This window comes from Antribacter sp. NEAU-D49 (assembly GCF_057158775.1).
In genome coordinates, this window is the sequence record NZ_JBXTSN010000004.1 from 56896 (window position 1) to 71538 (window position 14643).

General features: G+C 74.2%; 13 protein-coding genes. 5 read left to right on the top strand and 8 right to left on the bottom strand.

The features are described from left to right. The first annotated feature begins 34 nt into the window (after nucleotides 1–34). On the top strand, nucleotides 35–568 hold the full coding sequence (locus AC060K_RS05055) for a CGNR zinc finger domain-containing protein (protein WP_483764374.1): 534 nt from the start codon (nucleotides 35–37) through the stop codon (nucleotides 566–568). 28 nt (nucleotides 569–596) lie between these two features. Here AC060K_RS05055 and AC060K_RS05060 read toward each other — a convergent pair whose 3' ends face one another. From AC060K_RS05060 to AC060K_RS05090, 7 genes are all read right to left on the bottom strand, one after another. Further along, nucleotides 597–1427, bottom strand: coding sequence for a phosphotransferase (locus AC060K_RS05060; protein ID WP_483764375.1), 831 nt, complete (start codon nucleotides 1425–1427; stop codon nucleotides 597–599). A gap of 12 nt (nucleotides 1428–1439) precedes the next feature. After that, nucleotides 1440–2261 (bottom strand): phosphotransferase, encoded by an 822-nt coding sequence (locus AC060K_RS05065; protein WP_483764376.1) that lies wholly within the window; start codon nucleotides 2259–2261, stop codon nucleotides 1440–1442. 162 nt (nucleotides 2262–2423) lie between these two features. Further along, nucleotides 2424–3215 carry a lytic polysaccharide monooxygenase gene (locus AC060K_RS05070; RefSeq protein WP_483764377.1) on the bottom strand — a complete coding sequence of 264 codons (792 nt, stop codon included), beginning with the start codon at nucleotides 3213–3215 and terminating at the stop codon, nucleotides 2424–2426. Between the two features lie 71 nt (nucleotides 3216–3286). Further along, a complete protein-coding gene (locus AC060K_RS05075; RefSeq protein WP_483764378.1) occupies nucleotides 3287–4168 on the bottom strand; it encodes a lytic polysaccharide monooxygenase in 882 nt (293 codons plus the stop codon). 159 nt (nucleotides 4169–4327) lie between these two features. Continuing rightward, a complete protein-coding gene (locus AC060K_RS05080; protein WP_483764379.1) occupies nucleotides 4328–5266 on the bottom strand; it encodes a 3-methyladenine DNA glycosylase in 939 nt (312 codons plus the stop codon). Nucleotides 5267–5296: 30 nt separating this feature from the next. Beyond that, nucleotides 5297–6178, bottom strand: a complete 882-nt coding sequence (locus AC060K_RS05085) for a CE1 family esterase (protein WP_483764380.1) — start codon at nucleotides 6176–6178, stop codon at nucleotides 5297–5299. Nucleotides 6179–6200: 22 nt separating this feature from the next. Beyond that, on the bottom strand, nucleotides 6201–7166 hold the full coding sequence (locus AC060K_RS05090; protein ID WP_483764381.1) for an aldo/keto reductase: 966 nt from the start codon (nucleotides 7164–7166) through the stop codon (nucleotides 6201–6203). Between the two features lie 23 nt (nucleotides 7167–7189). Between AC060K_RS05090 and AC060K_RS05095 the strand changes: the two genes are divergently transcribed. Further along, on the top strand, nucleotides 7190–8047 hold the full coding sequence (locus AC060K_RS05095) for a PhzF family phenazine biosynthesis protein (RefSeq protein ID WP_483764382.1): 858 nt from the start codon (nucleotides 7190–7192) through the stop codon (nucleotides 8045–8047). Here the strand turns inward: AC060K_RS05095 and AC060K_RS05100 are convergent. Next, nucleotides 8025–9206 carry a heparan-alpha-glucosaminide N-acetyltransferase domain-containing protein gene (locus AC060K_RS05100; protein WP_483764383.1) on the bottom strand — a complete coding sequence of 394 codons (1182 nt, stop codon included), beginning with the start codon at nucleotides 9204–9206 and terminating at the stop codon, nucleotides 8025–8027. The genes AC060K_RS05095 and AC060K_RS05100 overlap by 23 nt on opposite strands. Before the next feature lie 89 nt (nucleotides 9207–9295). Between AC060K_RS05100 and AC060K_RS05105 the strand changes: the two genes are divergently transcribed. From AC060K_RS05105 to AC060K_RS05115, 3 genes are all read left to right on the top strand, one after another. After that, complete coding sequence (locus AC060K_RS05105; protein ID WP_483764384.1) at nucleotides 9296–10228, top strand: class I SAM-dependent methyltransferase; 933 nt, start codon at nucleotides 9296–9298, stop codon at nucleotides 10226–10228. 19 nt (nucleotides 10229–10247) lie between these two features. Next, nucleotides 10248–11030 carry a fumarylacetoacetate hydrolase family protein gene (locus tag AC060K_RS05110; RefSeq protein ID WP_483764385.1) on the top strand — a complete coding sequence of 261 codons (783 nt, stop codon included), beginning with the start codon at nucleotides 10248–10250 and terminating at the stop codon, nucleotides 11028–11030. Between the two features lie 183 nt (nucleotides 11031–11213). Further along, nucleotides 11214–14643: non-ribosomal peptide synthetase (locus tag AC060K_RS05115; protein ID WP_483764386.1), on the top strand; the 3430-nt coding region annotated here is incomplete at its 3' end.

The following is a 14643-nucleotide window of genomic DNA, read 5'->3' on the forward strand; positions in this document are numbered from 1 at the left end:
CATGACGGTACGGAGGGAGGGGTAATGTGTCAACGTGGTCTTCGCTCATGACACCGAGATGTCGCTGCTCGCCGCGGTGGCTCTGGTCAACTCCGCCGAGCCGCCGGAGACGCTCACGACCGTGGCCGAGCTCGACGCCTTCTTCGTGACGTACGAGTACACGGGCCGCCACGACCGGACCATCGCCGAGCTCGAGCAGGTCCGGGCGCTCCGGCCCCGGCTCCGTGCGCTGCTCACGGCGGACAGGGACACGGCGGCCGGACTGGTCAACGAGATGCTGGCCGAGGCGGGCGCGGTCCCGCGGCTCGTGCGGCACGACCGTGCCGACTGGCACGTGCACGCGGTCTCCGAGGACGCCCCCTGGGCCACGCGCATCCTCGTCGAGTCGGCCATGGCGATGATCGACGTCATCCGCGAGGGCGAGCTGTCCCGGCTGTCCGTCTGCGCCGACGACGACTGTGCCGGCCTCGTCCTCGACCTCTCGCGCAACCGGTCCCGTCGTTTCTGCTCCGTCGCCTGCACCAACCGCAACGCGGCGGCGGCCTACCGGGCGCGCCGCCGGGCGTGAGGCGCCCGGGTCCGGCCCGCCCGAGGTCTCAGGACAGGTCCCACAGCAGCCGGTAGTACGCGATCATCTCGTCGTCGCGCGCGATCCCGTACGCGTCGAGGAGGACGTCCTCGTAGCCCGGGCCGTAGTTCCACAGCGTGCTCCACGTGGCGGAGGCCAGGTCGGCCCACGGGTCCGCGACCCCCAGCCGGCCGAGGTCCACGTGCGCGGTCCACGAGCCGTCGTCGGCCAGGAGGGTGTTGGGCGCGCAGGCGTCCCCGTGGCAGACGACGAGCCGGTCGGGCGGGGGCACCTCCGCCAGCCGGGCGCGGGCCTCGGCCGGGTCGAGGTGCTGGTGCTCGGGCTGCCAGGTCTCGGGGCCGTCGCCGGCCGCGAGACGGGCGTCCGCGCGGGCGAGCCGCTCCTCGGCCGACCAGACGAAGGGGCAGTCCGCGACGGGCAGCGTGTCGTGCAGGGCCCGCAGTCCCGCGCCGATCGCCCGGGCGGCGGTCTCCGGCTCGGCCCGCCACCGCGGCACGACGGCGGAGCTCCCGTCGAGCGCGGCGGTCACCATCCACTGGGCCTCGGCGTCCTCGCCCGTCTCGAGCACACGCGGCACGGGCGTGCGGCCCGCCGCCCAGGCGAGCCGCGTGGCCTCCTCGCGCAGGTCGATGCCCGCGCTGCGGGGCGACCACTTCACGAACCGGGCGCTACCGACCGGGGTGCCCGTGGCGTCGTCGGGCAGCGGGTCCAGACGGAAGGTGCGGCCGCCCACCTCGTTGTCCCAGACCGGTGTGACGGTCGCGCCCTCGGCGAGGACGGCGACCTGCCGGGGGACCACTACCGGACCGGTGGGGATCTGCGAGACGACCTGCGACATGCGGCGATGGTGTCACGCGGACGCCGGGCGGCGGAACCGGATTCTCGTGCCCCGCAGCCGGTGGTCCTCGACGACGTCCCAGAGCGCGCGGTAGTAGGTGGTCCGGTCCGGGTCGGGGGCGACGCCGTACGCGTCGAGCACCACCGGCTCCAGGCCCGCCCCGTACCTGCGGGTCACGCTGCGGGTGGCGACGGCGAGGTCGGCCCAGCGGTCGGCCACGCCCAGGTCGCCGAGGTCGACGTGGCCGGCGAACGTGCCGTCGTCGGCCAGGAGGGTGTTGGGCACGCACGGGTCGCCGTGGCAGACGACGAGCCGGTCGGGCTCGGGCGCGGCGCGCAGCAGCGCGCGGAGCGGGCGCGGCAGGTACGGCGGCAGCGAGGCGAGCCGGTCGGCGACCGACCAGGTGTAGGGGCAGGCGGACACCGGCAGGGCGTCGTGGAGGAGGCGCAGCCCGACGCCGATCACGCGGGCGGCGTGCTCACGGTCCGCGACCCAGCGGGGGTCGATGGCCGACGTCGCCTCGATCGCCTCCGTGACGATCCACGCCGCTTCCTCGCTGCTCCCGACGTCCAGGACGCGGGGGACTACCGCGTGGCGCCGCGCCCACTCGAGGCGCCGGGCCTCGTCGAGCGGGTGCGGGGCGGCCGTCCCGTGCGGGACCCACTTCAGGTACCGGGCAGGGCGGCGGGACCGGCCCGGCTCGTCCAGGCGGAAGGTGAGGCCGCCCAGCTCGTTGCGCCAGACCGGCGTGACCACAGCCCACCCGGTGAGGGCCCGGACGCCGGGTGGGACCTCGACGGGCGTGGGACGGATCCCGACGAGCGCTCGCGACACGCCGACATCGTTCCATGACGCGCCGGAGGCGCACACCGCGCCCGTGATACCAGGTCGCAGACCTGGTCCCGGTGCGCGGTGCGCGCCTCCTTCCTCGGTACCGCGGATGCGGTCAGGTCACGGGATCGCCGCCCTGGCCCGCACCGCGCGCACTACGGGGCCCTAGCAGGCGCCCTGGTCCCGCCACGCGCCGTACTGGCCGCTCTGTGACGGGATCTCGGCGAGCGTCCACCACTGGGCGCGGTACTCGCGACCCTGGTAGGTCACGACGTTGCCGGCGGTGTACGTCGTGGTGGCGCTCCACGTCGGGGCGTCACAGGTGCCCGCGGGCGGCGGGGTGGGGGTCGGCGTGGGCGTCGGGGTCGGGGTGGGCGTCGGCGTGGGCGTGGGCGTCGGGTTCGTGGTGCCGCCGCCGACGGTCACGTCGGAGCAGGCGTAGAACGCGTTGACGGTGTCGTAGACGTTCCACCGGGCGAGGATGGTGTGGTTGCCGCTCGGCAGGCCGGTCAGCGTGTGGGTCACCGTGGCGCCGGGCTGGGCGCCGTTGTCGTTGACGGTCTTGAAGAGGCGGCCGTCCACGAAGTACTCCCACGTGGAGGTGCGGTGGTTGGCCTTGATGGTCCACGTGAACGTCGTGGTGCTGCCGATGGTGGTGCGGGGCCACGCGAGCGAGCTGTCGTCCAGCGTGGTGAAGCGGGTGCCGCCCGAGCACAGCATGGAGCCCTTGACGTTCTCGACGCTCTGGGGCTCGTACTCGATGCCGTTGCAGCCCCAGCTGACCGTGCGCTTGGCGCAGTGGTCCTGGCGGCTCGGCGGGTAGGTGACCCAGCCGTGGGCCTCTGCCTGCGGCATCAGCGCCGCAGGGGTGGCGACCAGGGCGGTGACCGCCAGGGCCAGGGTGGCGACGACTGCGAAGAGGCCGCGGGGGAGCCGTCTGCTCAGGGTGGAGCTCATGTTTCACCTCGTGTCTCGATGGTGCAGGTTGTTGCGGCCCTCACGCTAGGAATTGTTCGCGGACCTGACAATTAGGGTGAACGCGTATACGTGGGCCTGCGTAGCCCCTCGGCCCCACCTCCCCCCGAAGTTGTCAGAAGCACCCCCGCCCCAGGGGCGGGGGGGGTGGGACAAACACGGGGGCCCGGGGGGGAACAACCGCCGAGGTCGCGCCAGACGCCCCACTCGCCGCTCTGCGACGGGATCTCCGCCTGGGTCCACCACTTGGCCTGGTACTCGCGGCCCTGGTAGGAGACCTGGGCGCCGCCCGTGTACGCCGTCGTGGCGCTCCAGGCCGGCAGGTCGCACGCCCCGGTGGGCGGCGGCGTCGTCGGGGGCGGGGTGGGTGTCGGGGTGGTACCGCCCCCGCCGCCGACGTTCACGTCGGTGCACGCGTAGAACGCGTTGTTGGTGTCGAAGACGTTCCACCGGGCGAGGATGGTGTGGTTGCCGCTCGGCAGGCCGGTCAGCGTGTGGCTCACGGTGGCACCCGGCTGGGCGCCGCCGTCGTTGAAGGTGCGGAACAGCTGGCCGTCCACGAAGTACTCCCAGGTGGAGGTGCGGTGCCGCGCCGTCAGCGTCCACGTGAACGTGGTGGTGCTGCCGACGGTGGTGCGGGGCCAGGCCAGCGAGCTGTTGTCCAGCGTGGTGAACCGCGTGCCGCCGGAGCAGAGCATGGAGCCCTTGGCGGACTCGACGCTCTGCGGCTCGTACTCGATGCCGTTGCAGGACCAGCTCACGGTCCGCTTGGCGCAGTGGTCCTGGCGGCTCGGCGGCGACGTGATCCAGCCGTGGCCCTGCGCGCTGGGCGTCAGTTCCGCAGGCGTCGCCACCAGCCCGGCGATCGTCAGTCCGACGACCGCGAGGGCTGCGAGCAGGATCCGTCCGAGCCGTCCTTGCAGGGTGATGCTCATGGTGCTCACCGCTTTATCGGGGCTTGGTCGAACGAGGAGAGTTCCCCGTCCAGGATGTGCACCTTTGACGGTAAGATAACGACGCGCCGGTAACAATGAGGGCAAACTCGTACTCTGCGAGGGCATGACAAGCCCTCGTCACGTCGGCGGGGGCGCCGTTCAGCGCAGCAGCGTCTCGCAGACCGCGAGCAGGCGCTCGCGGAGCCGGGCCGCCCGGGCGGCGAACCCGCGCTGGCGGCGGACGTACTCCGCCTTGCCCTCGGTGGTCTCGATGGCGACAGGCTCCACGCCGTACCCCGACACGTCGTACGGCGAGGCGGCCATGTCCGTGTAGCGGATGTCGCGGGCCAGCTCGAAGGCGTCGAGCAGCAGGTCTCCCGGCACGGCAGGGCCCAGCTTGAGGCACCACTTCAGGAGGTCCATGTTCGCGTGCAGGCAGCCCGGCTGCTCCAGCGCCACCTGGGTCTCGCGCGACGGCTGGAGCTGGTTGAGGCCGGTGGCCTGCGGCGTGAAGAAGCGGAAGGCGTCGAAGTGCGAGCAGCGCACCGGGTGCGACTCCACCACGGCGTCCGTCCCGGCATGCCCGAGGCGCAGCGGCAGCGGGTGGCGCTGGTCGCGCCCCGACTCCTTGTCGCGGTAGACCATCGCCCACTCGTGCAGCCCGAAGCACCCGAACGTGCCCGGGCGGGACGCGGTCGCCGCGAGCAGCGAGCGCACGTACCGGGCCGTGTCGCCCCGGTCGGCGAGGTAGGCCGCGACGTCCAGGCCGACGGTTCCCTCCGCCTCGCGGTACCACCGCCAGGCGGCGCGCTCGGCTGCCGGGGGCTCGCGATCGCCGTCGGGCAGCGGCTGGCCCAGGGCGAGCGCGACCCCCGGGCCCGGGTGCCAGCGGCGCAGCTGCGCGGGGCGGGTGGGGTAGTAGGTGAAGAGGAAGTCCTCGATCGCGTGCGCCCGGCCGGCGCCGCGGGCCTCGCGCCACACGGCGGTCAGGGCGTCGGCGCGGGCAGCGTGCGCGGCCTCGGCAGGGAGCCACTCGTCCGGCTGCAGGACGACGGGCTGCGCAGCGCGCGCTGTCGCCTCGGGCAGGGTGGTGGTCACCTCTCCAGGGTAGGTGCTGCTGCTGGCAGGTCAGCTCTTCGGGTGGGCCTCGAGGAAGCGCCAGACCTCGGCGGCCGTGTCGAGCACGGCGGGGTCGGTGGGCCATTCGTGCCCGATCCCGTCGAGCGTCACCACCCGGACCTCGTGCCCGTCCTCACAGGCCGCCACCTCGGTGCGGACGTGTCCTGCGTGACTCACGACGGGCTCGTCGCACCCGAGGAGCTCACGCCACGGGGCGTCGCTCTCGGCGAACCGGACGACCTCGTCCTCGAGTCCGTGCACGTGGAGGATCGAGACGGGCCGTGGCTCGTCGCAGTCGACCTGCAGGTCGCCGCCCACCGGGGCGATCGCTGCCAGCCGGTCCGTCTCGCACGCGAGGCGGTAGCTCATCATGGCGCCGTTCGAGAAGCCGGTGGCGTAGACGCGGGCGGGATCGACCTCGACGCTCGCCGCCACCTGGTCCAGGACGGCGGTGAGGAACGCGACGTCGTCCACCCCGGACTCGACGGCCTCGCCGCAGCACCCGCCCGCGTTCCACGATCCGGCAAGGCCGTCGGGGTACACGGCCACGAATCCCTCGGCGTCGGCCAGCGTGTCCCACCCCCACCCGGCCTTGACCGCGGCGGCGGAACCCGTCCAGTAGTGCATCACGAGGACCAGCGGCGCGGGGCCGTCGAGCCCGGGCGGCACGTGGACCACATAGCTGCGGGCGGCTGGTCCGTCCCCGACCCGGACCAGCGTGTCGCCGGGCGGGAGGTCGACGGGCGTGAGGGCCGGGGCGGGGGCGGGGGACGACACCGTCGTCGTGGGGCCCGGCCCCGCTGCGTGCTCGTCCGACGGCGGCTCGGCCGTGCACCCGGCGAGAAGGGCTGCTGCGGCGAGAAGGATGTAGATCGCCCGTGTGGGTCGCATACCTGATCGTGGCACCTGCGCCTCAGGCCGGGAAGATCTCGTCCAGCTCCGCGAGGTCCTCGGCGCTCGGGGTCCACGACCAGGCGCGGGCGTTGCGGCGCACCTGCTCGGGCGTGGTCGCGCCGGCGATGACGGACGACACGGCAGGCCGGGACAGGAGCCACGAGAACGCCACGTCGACCTCCTCGATGCCGCGCACCTCGCAGAAGGCGTGCAGGCGGGCCAGCGCCTCCCAGGGCGCCGCCTCGAGCCGGTCCGGCCGGTTCGCGAGGCGCGACCCCGCGGGGGCCCCGTGGGCGTACTTGCCGGTGAGGAGGCCGCTGGCGAGCGGGAAGTAGGGGAGCACGCCCAGCCCGTACGCCTCGGCGGCCGGCAGCACCTCCTGCTCGATGCCCCGGGCGATCAGCGAGTACTCGTTCTGCGCCGACACGAACCGGGTGCCGATCCCCCGGCCGAGGTGCTCGGCCTCGGCGATCTGCCAGCCCCGCAGGTTGGAGTGGCCCACGTACCGGACCTTGCCCGAGGTGACCAGGTCGTCGAGGGCGGACAGCGTCTCGTCGAGGGGCGTCGCGTTGTCCGGCCAGTGGTACTGGAACAGGTCGATCCAGTCGGTCCGGAGGCGGCGGAGCGACGCCTCGACGGCACGGACGACGTAGCGGCGCGAGCCGCGGGCGCCGAAGTCCTGCCCGTTGGCGCCCCGCAGGTCGCTGCCGAACTTGGTGGCGACGACGACGTCGTCGCGGCGGCCCAGCAGCGCCTCGCCGAGGAGCTCCTCGGACAGGCCGGGGCGGCCACCGTAGACGTCCGCCGTGTCGAAGAAGGTCACGCCCGCGTCGATGGCGGCGTCGATCAGCGCGGTGGTGCCCTCCCGGGACTCGGTGGCCGTGCCGGGCCGACCGAGGTTGTTGCAGCCGAGGCCGACGGCGGACACGGCCAGGCCGGTGCGGCCCAGCCGGCGGAGGGGCGGGGTGGTGGTGTCGGAGCTCATGCCCCGACCTTAATGTGGAGCCCATGTCTCTCCCGTTCAGCCAGGTCGACGTCTTCTCCGGCACCCCCACCTCGGGCAATCCCGTCGCCGTGGTCCACGACGCGGACGGCGTCACCGACGAGCACATGGCCGCCTTCGCCCGCTGGACCAACCTGTCCGAGACGACGTTCCTGCTGGCGCCGTCCCACCCCGCAGCCGACTACCGGCTCCGGATCTGGACCCCCGGCGGCGAGCTGCCGTTCGCCGGCCACCCCACCCTCGGCAGCGCCCACGCGTGGCTGGAGGCGGGCGGGGCTCCTGCCGGCGAGGCGCTGGTGCAGGAGTGCGGTGCCGGCCTGGTCCGCGTGCGCCGCGCCACGCTGCCCGACGGCGGGTCGCGGCTCGCCTTCGCGGCCCCGCCCCTCGTGCGGTCGGGACCGCTGGAGCCCGACGTGCTGGAGCAGGCGACCCGTGCTCTGCGGATCGGTGCCGGGGACGTGCTCGACGCGGCCTGGGTGGACAACGGCCCGGGCTGGCTCGGTCTCCGGCTCCGGGACGCGGCGACCGTGCTCGCGCTCGAGCCCGACCTGGCGGCCTTCGGCGGCCTGAAGGTCGGCGTCGTCGGCGAGCACCCGGCCGCCGACCGCGAGCGCCTCGGCGCCGACGTGGAGGTGCGGGCGTTCGTCCCGTCGCTGGGGATCGGCGAGGACCCGGTGACGGGCAGCCTCAACGCGAGCCTCGGTCAGTGGCTCGCGGGCGGGGTGCTTCCCGAACGGTACGTGGCTGCGCAGGGCACGGTGCTGGGCCGGCGGGGCCGGGTGCACGTGGAGCGGGACGCGGACGGGACGGTGTGGGTCGCGGGCGGGGCGGTGGTGACGGTCAGGGGTGCGGTGACCCTGTAGGCGCGGGGAAGGTCCGGGCAGCGATGCGGGCGAACAGCCGCTCGAGCGGACCGCGCCCGAGGAAGGCGCGCCACGCCGTCGCCGTGAGGAGGCTCAGCAGGGTGAGGACCGCGAGCGGGACGTTCGTCGCGGGCTGGAGCAGGTCCCAGTGGAACGCCGTCCAGTACCAGATGGCGACGATCTGCGCCGAGTAGACGGTGAGTGCGAGGGCGCCCACGGCGGCGAGCGGGGCGAGGACCCGGGAGCCGACCCGGCCGACGTACAGGCAGAGCCCGATGATGCCGAGGGCGAAGCCGCCCGACCCGAGCGCCTCGAGCGTGGTGTCGTCGTGGGGGCCTTCGAGCCAGAGGTAGGCCGGGGTGGGCCAGGGGGCGTCCAGGGCGAGGTTGGGCGCGCCCGCCTCGGTCGACGTCCGTGCGAGGTCCGCCTCGATCGCGGCACGGCCACCGGACACGGAGACCATCACGGCGGAAAGCACGCCCGCGAGCACCGTGAGCCCGAAGCCGCCCACCACCAGCCAGGTGCGCACGGCGGCGGACCGCAGGTCGCTCCTGCCCACGGCGAGGCCCGCGAGGACGAACGCCATCCAGACGAGCGCGGGGTAGTGCCCGCTCACGAGGAAGTCGGTGACCGCCCCGGAACCGTCGTGCGGCAGCCGCATCCCGAGCCGGCTCACCAGCTCGGGTCCGTAGTAGACGATCACCGGGCCGGCGACGGCGACGGCGAGCGCCAGGTACAGGAGCCGGCGCGGGGGCCACCGGAGGAACGGCAGCGCGAGCACGAAGTAGGCGGCGTAGAAGCCGAGGATGAGGTACACCCGCGTGCCGAGCAGGTCCAGCACCGCGACCAGCGCGAGGAGGAGCGCCGCCCGCACGAGGAGCCGCGACCGGGCGGTGGCAAGCGCCGGCCCGTCGAGGGGCCGGTCCCGGCCGGTCACGAGCGCCAGCGACAGGCCGGCCACGGTGGCGAACAGGATCGACGACCGGCCGTGCGCGACGGAGAGCCAGCCGGCGAGCGTGCCGAGGTCGTCGGACGTGACGCCCACGTGGGCCGTGAACATGCCGAGCACGGCGATGCCGCGCGCGACGTCGACGCCGGGGACCCGGCCGGCGCCGCCGGTCAGACGGTCGCCTGCGCGCGCGAGGAACGACTGGGGCATGGCCCGCATCCTTCCGTGCTCACGGCCTCCTGTCCCGATGGGTGAGAACCCGGGTGTGTCGTGGGCGTGGCGCCGCATAAGGTGCGCTCATGACCGGCAGCGCCAGTACCGAGCCCATGACGCCCGCGGGTGCCGACCCCGTGGACGCGGTCGACGCCCCCAGCGGGTCGCACGGCACCGACCTCACCAAGGAGTCGGAGTCGTACACGCACGGCCACCACGAGTCCGTGCTGCGGTCCCACCGGCGGCGTACCGCGGCCAACTCGGCCGCGTTCCTCCTGCCGCACCTGCGGCCCGACATGACGCTGCTCGACGTGGGGTGCGGTCCAGGCACGGTGACCGTCGACCTCGCCGAGCGGCTCAGCCAGGGCAGCGTCGTCGGGGTGGACGCGTCGGAGAAGGTGCTGGAGGCCGCGCGCGAGCACGCGGCCGAGCATGCCGCCGCCCGGCGCGACGGCGTACCTGAGGCGGGCGTGCGGTTCGAGCAGGCGAACGCCTACGAGCTCCCGTTCGAGGACGACACGTTCGACGTCGTCTACGCGCACCAGCTGCTGCAGCACCTGTCCGACCCCGTCGCGGCGCTGCGGGAGATGAAGCGGGTCGCCCGGCCCGGCGGGCTGGTGGCCGTCCGCGACGCCGACTACGCGGCGATGGCCTGGTATCCCGAGGTCGCCGAGCTCACCGAGTGGAACACGCTGTACCACGAGGTCACGCACACGTACGGGTTCGAGCCCGACGCCGGCCGGCGGCTCTTCTCCTGGGTGCGGGAGGCGGGTTTCGACCCGTCCTCGATCGTGCCCACGGCGAGCGTCTGGTGCTATGCCACCCCCGACGACCGCGCGTGGTGGGGCGGGCTGTGGGCCGAGCGGTGCACGTCCTCGAACTTCGCCACGCAGGCCAAGGAGTCGGCGCTCGCGGACGACGTGGCGCTGGAGCAGCTCGCGCAGGGGTGGCTCGACTGGGCCGCCGCCCCCGACGGCTGGTTCGGCATCCTCAACGGTGAGGTCCTCGCCCGCGCGTAGTCGCACGTAATCTGGGGCCGTGCGCATCGCGAGATTCACCACCGGAGACGACCCCCGTTACGCCCTGGTCCAGCAGGAGGGTGACAAGACCTTCCTGGCCGTGCTGGGCGGAGACCCCCTCTACATGCCGGCCATGCCGACGGGCGAGCGTGTCGAGCTCGGCGACGGCGTGCGGCTGCTCGCCCCCGTCATCCCGCGCTCGAAGATCGTGGCGGTCGGCAAGAACTATGCCGACCACGCGGCCGAGATGGGTGGCGAGGTGCCCGCAAGCCCCCTGCTCTTCTTCAAGCCGAACACCTCGGTGATCGGGCCGGACGACCCGATCGTCCTGCCCGACTTCACGCAGGAGGTCTCGTACGAGGCCGAGCTGGCGGTCGTCATCAGCCGCGTCTGCAAGGACGTCAGCCCCGAGAACGCGCGGAACTACATCCTCGGCTACACCGTGGCGAACGACGTCACGGCGCGGGACGCGCAGCGCACCGACGGCCAGTGGGCCCGGGCGAAGGGCTTCGACACGTCGTGCCCGCTGGGCCCGTGGATCGACACCGAGCTGGACGTCGACGACGTCGCCGTACGGTCGCGCGTGAACGGCGAGGCCCGGCAGGACGGCCGCACCGCCGACATGGTCTTCGACGTGCCGTTCCTCGTGTCGTACATCTCGGAGGCCATGACCCTCCTCCCGGGCGACGTGATCCTCACGGGCACCCCTGCGGGCGTGGGCCGGATCGACGCGGGCGACCGCGTCGAGTGCGAGGTCGAGGGCCTCGGCGTGTTGGTCAACCCGGTCGTGCGGCGGGACTGATCCAGAGGGATACACAGGGCACATCTCCCCATTCCGCCCCCGGGCAGGATCGACTACGGTCGCTCCGGCCCGGGGGTGAGATTTTTCTGGTTGCCGCGCGCATGTATCTCATCGCCGGGCCGGTGCTCATGTACATGAGTGACGCCGGGCCGAGGGGCGGTCCAGCTTCCCAGGGGAGAACACATGCCGCTGTCACACTTCTCAGCCGACTCCACCCTCGTCGGGCTGTTCGACCGTCAGGTCGCCCGGGACCCCGGGCGCACGGCCGTCGTGGACGGTACCCGCGAGCTGACGTACGCCGAGCTCGACGCCGCCGTCGAGACCGTCGCCCGCCGGCTCGCCGGCGTCGGCGTCGGGCGCGAGGACCTCGTGGCCGTCTGCCTGCCGCGCGGGGCCGCGATGGTCGCGGCCGTGCTCGGCGTGCAGCGCGCCGGGGCGGCCTACGTGCCGCTCGACCCGGCGTACCCGCACGACCGGCTCGCCGGGATCACGCAGGACGCCGCCCCGGCCGCCATGGTCGTCGCCAACGAGACCCGCGACCTCGCGGCGGGCCTGGTCGCGGGCACCGGCACGGTGCTCGTCGACGTCGACGACCCGGCGGGCGCCGAGGCGGAGCCGGGCGCCGGCCCGCTCCCCGAGAACGCCGCCTACGTCATCTACACCTCCGGCTCCACCGGCCGCCCCAAGGGGGTGGTGCTCGAGCACCGCAACACCGTCGCCATGCTCGACCACCTCAAGGACGTGTTCGGTCCTGAGGAGCTCTCGGGGGTCCTGTTCAGCACGTCGCTCAGCTTCGACCTGTCGGTGTTCGAGATCTTCGGCACCCTCGCGCTCGGTGGAACGGTGATCGTCGCCGAGAACGGGCTCGCGCTGCCCGAGGTACCCGCGCGCGACCGCCTGCGCCTGGTCGTCATGGTCCCGGCCGTCGCCGCGACCCTCGCCCGGCACGGTGACCTGCCGTCCACGGTGCGCACGGCGGTGCTCACGGGGGACGCCGTCTCCCGCGCCGTCGCGGACGCCGTCCACGCGGCGGGCGTGGAGCGTGTGCTCAACCTCTACGGCCCCACGGAGTGCGTCACGTGGCAGGTCGGCGCGGTGGTGGAGCGCGGCGCCGCGGGTGACCCGCCCATCGGCCTGCCGTTCTCCCACGTCGTCGCGCACGTCCTGTCGCCGGAGGGCGTCGCGGTGCCCGACGGCGAGAGGGGCGAGCTGTACATCGCGGGCCCGCAGGTGACCCGGGGCTACCTCGGCCGCCCGGAGCTCACCGCCGAGCGATACCTCGCCGCGCCCGACGGCGGCCGCATGTACCGCACGGGCGACCTCGTCACCCGCGGCCCCGACGGCACCCTGACGTACCACGGGCGGGCGGACTTCCAGGTGAAGATCCGGGGCCACCGCATCGAGCTCGGCGAGATCGAGTCGGTCCTGGACCGCGACGCCGCCGTCGAGGACTCCGTGGTCGTGGTGCAGGGCGAGCACGCGGCCAAGCGGCTCGTGGCGTTCGTGCAGGCGGGCTCGCTCGTGGGGGCCTCGCAGGCCCGGCCGGACGGCGCCGTCGTCGTCCTGGAGGGCGGGGCAGCCGACGCGCTGGCGGAGCGGCTGACCGCGGCGGTCGCGGCGACGCTGCCCGACGCCTACGTACCGTCCGAGGTGGTGGTGCTCGCCGCCCTGCCGCGCACCCCCAACGGCAAGCGGGACCGCGCGGCCCTGCCCCTGGTGCGGGTACGCGTCCGCGCGGGCGCCGCCCCCGCCGGCCCCGACGAGGAGCTGGTCGCCGCGATCTGGGCGGAGGTGCTCGACCTGGCGTCCCACGAGGTGCCCGCGGACGTCCCGTTCGGAGAGCTCGGCGGCGACTCGTTGCTCACCGCGTCGGTCGCTGCCCGCCTGCGCCGGGCGGGCCGGCCGCTGACGCTCGCACAGCTGCGGGTCCGGACGACGGTCCGCGACGTCGCGGCAGCGTTGCCCGCCGCCTCGGGCGCGACCGGCGAGGCGCCGCTCGAGCACAGCGACGAGCCGGCACGACCCACGCGGACGCAGCACGAGTTCTGGGTGGGCGAGCAGCTCTCCGGGCCGGGCTCGGCCCAGTGGACGGTGCCGCTCGAGGTCGCCGTGGAGGGCAGCCTCCGGGCCGCGGTGCTCCAGCGGGCCCTGGACCAGATGGTCGTGCGTCACCCGGTGCTCCGCACGGTCCTGGTCGATGGCGAGACGGCCGTGCGCCTGCCCGCGGGCACCGTCCCGCTGGCCGTGCACGACCTGGAGAGTCTCGCGCCGGAGGCCGCCACGACCCGGCGGGAGGAGCTGCTGCGCGCCGAGGCGCTGACGCCCCTGCCGGTCGGGAGCGGACCGCTGCTGCGCGCCGTGCTGCTCCGCGAGGCGGAGGACCGCAGCACCCTGCTGGTGCACGTGCACCACGTCGCGTTCGACGGGCTCTCCACCGGACCGTTCCTGCGTGACCTCGCCGCGGTCTACGCGGCGCTCGTCAGCAGGTCGGCGCTTCCCCCGGCGCCGCGGATCACCTTCGACGACGCGGCGCGCTGGCTGGCGGACGACGACGCCCGGCATGCCGCGGCGCGCGAGGCCTACTGGGCCGAGCGCCTGGCAGGGCTGCCCGACGACCAGCAGGTCCCCGGCGGGCACGCCGCCGTGACCGGGGCGGGGCCCTGGGACGGAGACCTCGTCGACCGTGCGCTGGCGCCGGACGAGGTGGCCGCGCTGCGGTCGTTCACCGCCACCGGCGGCGCCACCCCGTACGCGCTCGTGCTGGCAGCGGCCGCCGTGCGCGTCGCCCGCGAGACGGGCAACCACGACGTGCTGCTCTCCACCTCCGTGAGCACGCGGAGCCACGTCGACACGGAGCAGGTGCTGGGCCTGCTGCTGCGCACCGGTCTGGCGCGCGTCCGCCTCGACGACGACCCGACGTTCGGCGACCTCGTGGCACGCCTCGCCGAGGAGACGGCCCGCGACCTCGAGACGGGGACGCTCCCCTGGGGCGACCTCATGCGCCTCGGAGGGCTCAACCGGGCCTCCGGGTCGATGCGGACCCCGTACCTCGCGCTCTCCATGCAGCGCGGCGAGCGCCCCGTCTCCGCCGGTGGCATCACCTGGACGTTCGTGCGCGAGCTGGCGACAGGCGGGGCCAAGTCCGACCTCACGGTGTTCTGGGACCAGGACAACCCGGGCTACCCGCACCTCGCGGCAGAGTTCGCCCTCGACCGCTTCACCGCCGACGACGCCGCTCGCTTCCTCGACCAGCTCGTCACCGTCGCGCTGGCCGGCGTGGCCGCGCCCGGGACGCGTGTCTCGGAGCTCGACTGGACCACACCCGCCGAGCGTGACGAGCTCGACCGTCTCTCCGGCGCGGCACAGGCTCGCCCGGCCCAGGGCCCGTCCGTGCCCGAGCGCGTGCTCGCCCGTGCGGCAGCCACACCCGACGCGGTGGCGGTCGACTGCCCGGCGGTGGGCCCGGTGACGTACGCGCAGCTCGTCGCGGGCGCGCGCAGGGTCGCGGCGGCGCTGGGAGCGGTGCCCATGCTGGCTCCCGCGCCCGTGTCCTCGGGCGTGATCGGCAGTTCGGTGCGTGATCGGCAGTTCGAACTGCCGATCACGCACCGAA

What these genes read in the sequence shown, in the direction of transcription:
- AC060K_RS05060 (WP_483764375.1), bottom strand. Translation starts at nt 1,427, where the DNA reads ATGTCGCAGGTCGTCTCGCAGATCCCCACCGGTCCGGTAGTGGTCCCC.
- AC060K_RS05070 (WP_483764377.1), bottom strand. Translation starts at nt 3,215, where the DNA reads ATGAGCTCCACCCTGAGCAGACGGCTCCCCCGCGGCCTCTTCGCAGTC.
- AC060K_RS05075 (WP_483764378.1), bottom strand. Translation starts at nt 4,168, where the DNA reads ATGAGCATCACCCTGCAAGGACGGCTCGGACGGATCCTGCTCGCAGCC.
- AC060K_RS05085 (WP_483764380.1), bottom strand. Translation starts at nt 6,178, where the DNA reads ATGCGACCCACACGGGCGATCTACATCCTTCTCGCCGCAGCAGCCCTT.
- AC060K_RS05090 (WP_483764381.1), bottom strand. Translation starts at nt 7,166, where the DNA reads ATGAGCTCCGACACCACCACCCCGCCCCTCCGCCGGCTGGGCCGCACC.
- AC060K_RS05095 (WP_483764382.1), top strand. Translation starts at nt 7,190, where the DNA reads ATGTCTCTCCCGTTCAGCCAGGTCGACGTCTTCTCCGGCACCCCCACC.
- AC060K_RS05100 (WP_483764383.1), bottom strand. Translation starts at nt 9,206, where the DNA reads ATGCCCCAGTCGTTCCTCGCGCGCGCAGGCGACCGTCTGACCGGCGGC.
- AC060K_RS05105 (WP_483764384.1), top strand. Translation starts at nt 9,296, where the DNA reads ATGACCGGCAGCGCCAGTACCGAGCCCATGACGCCCGCGGGTGCCGAC.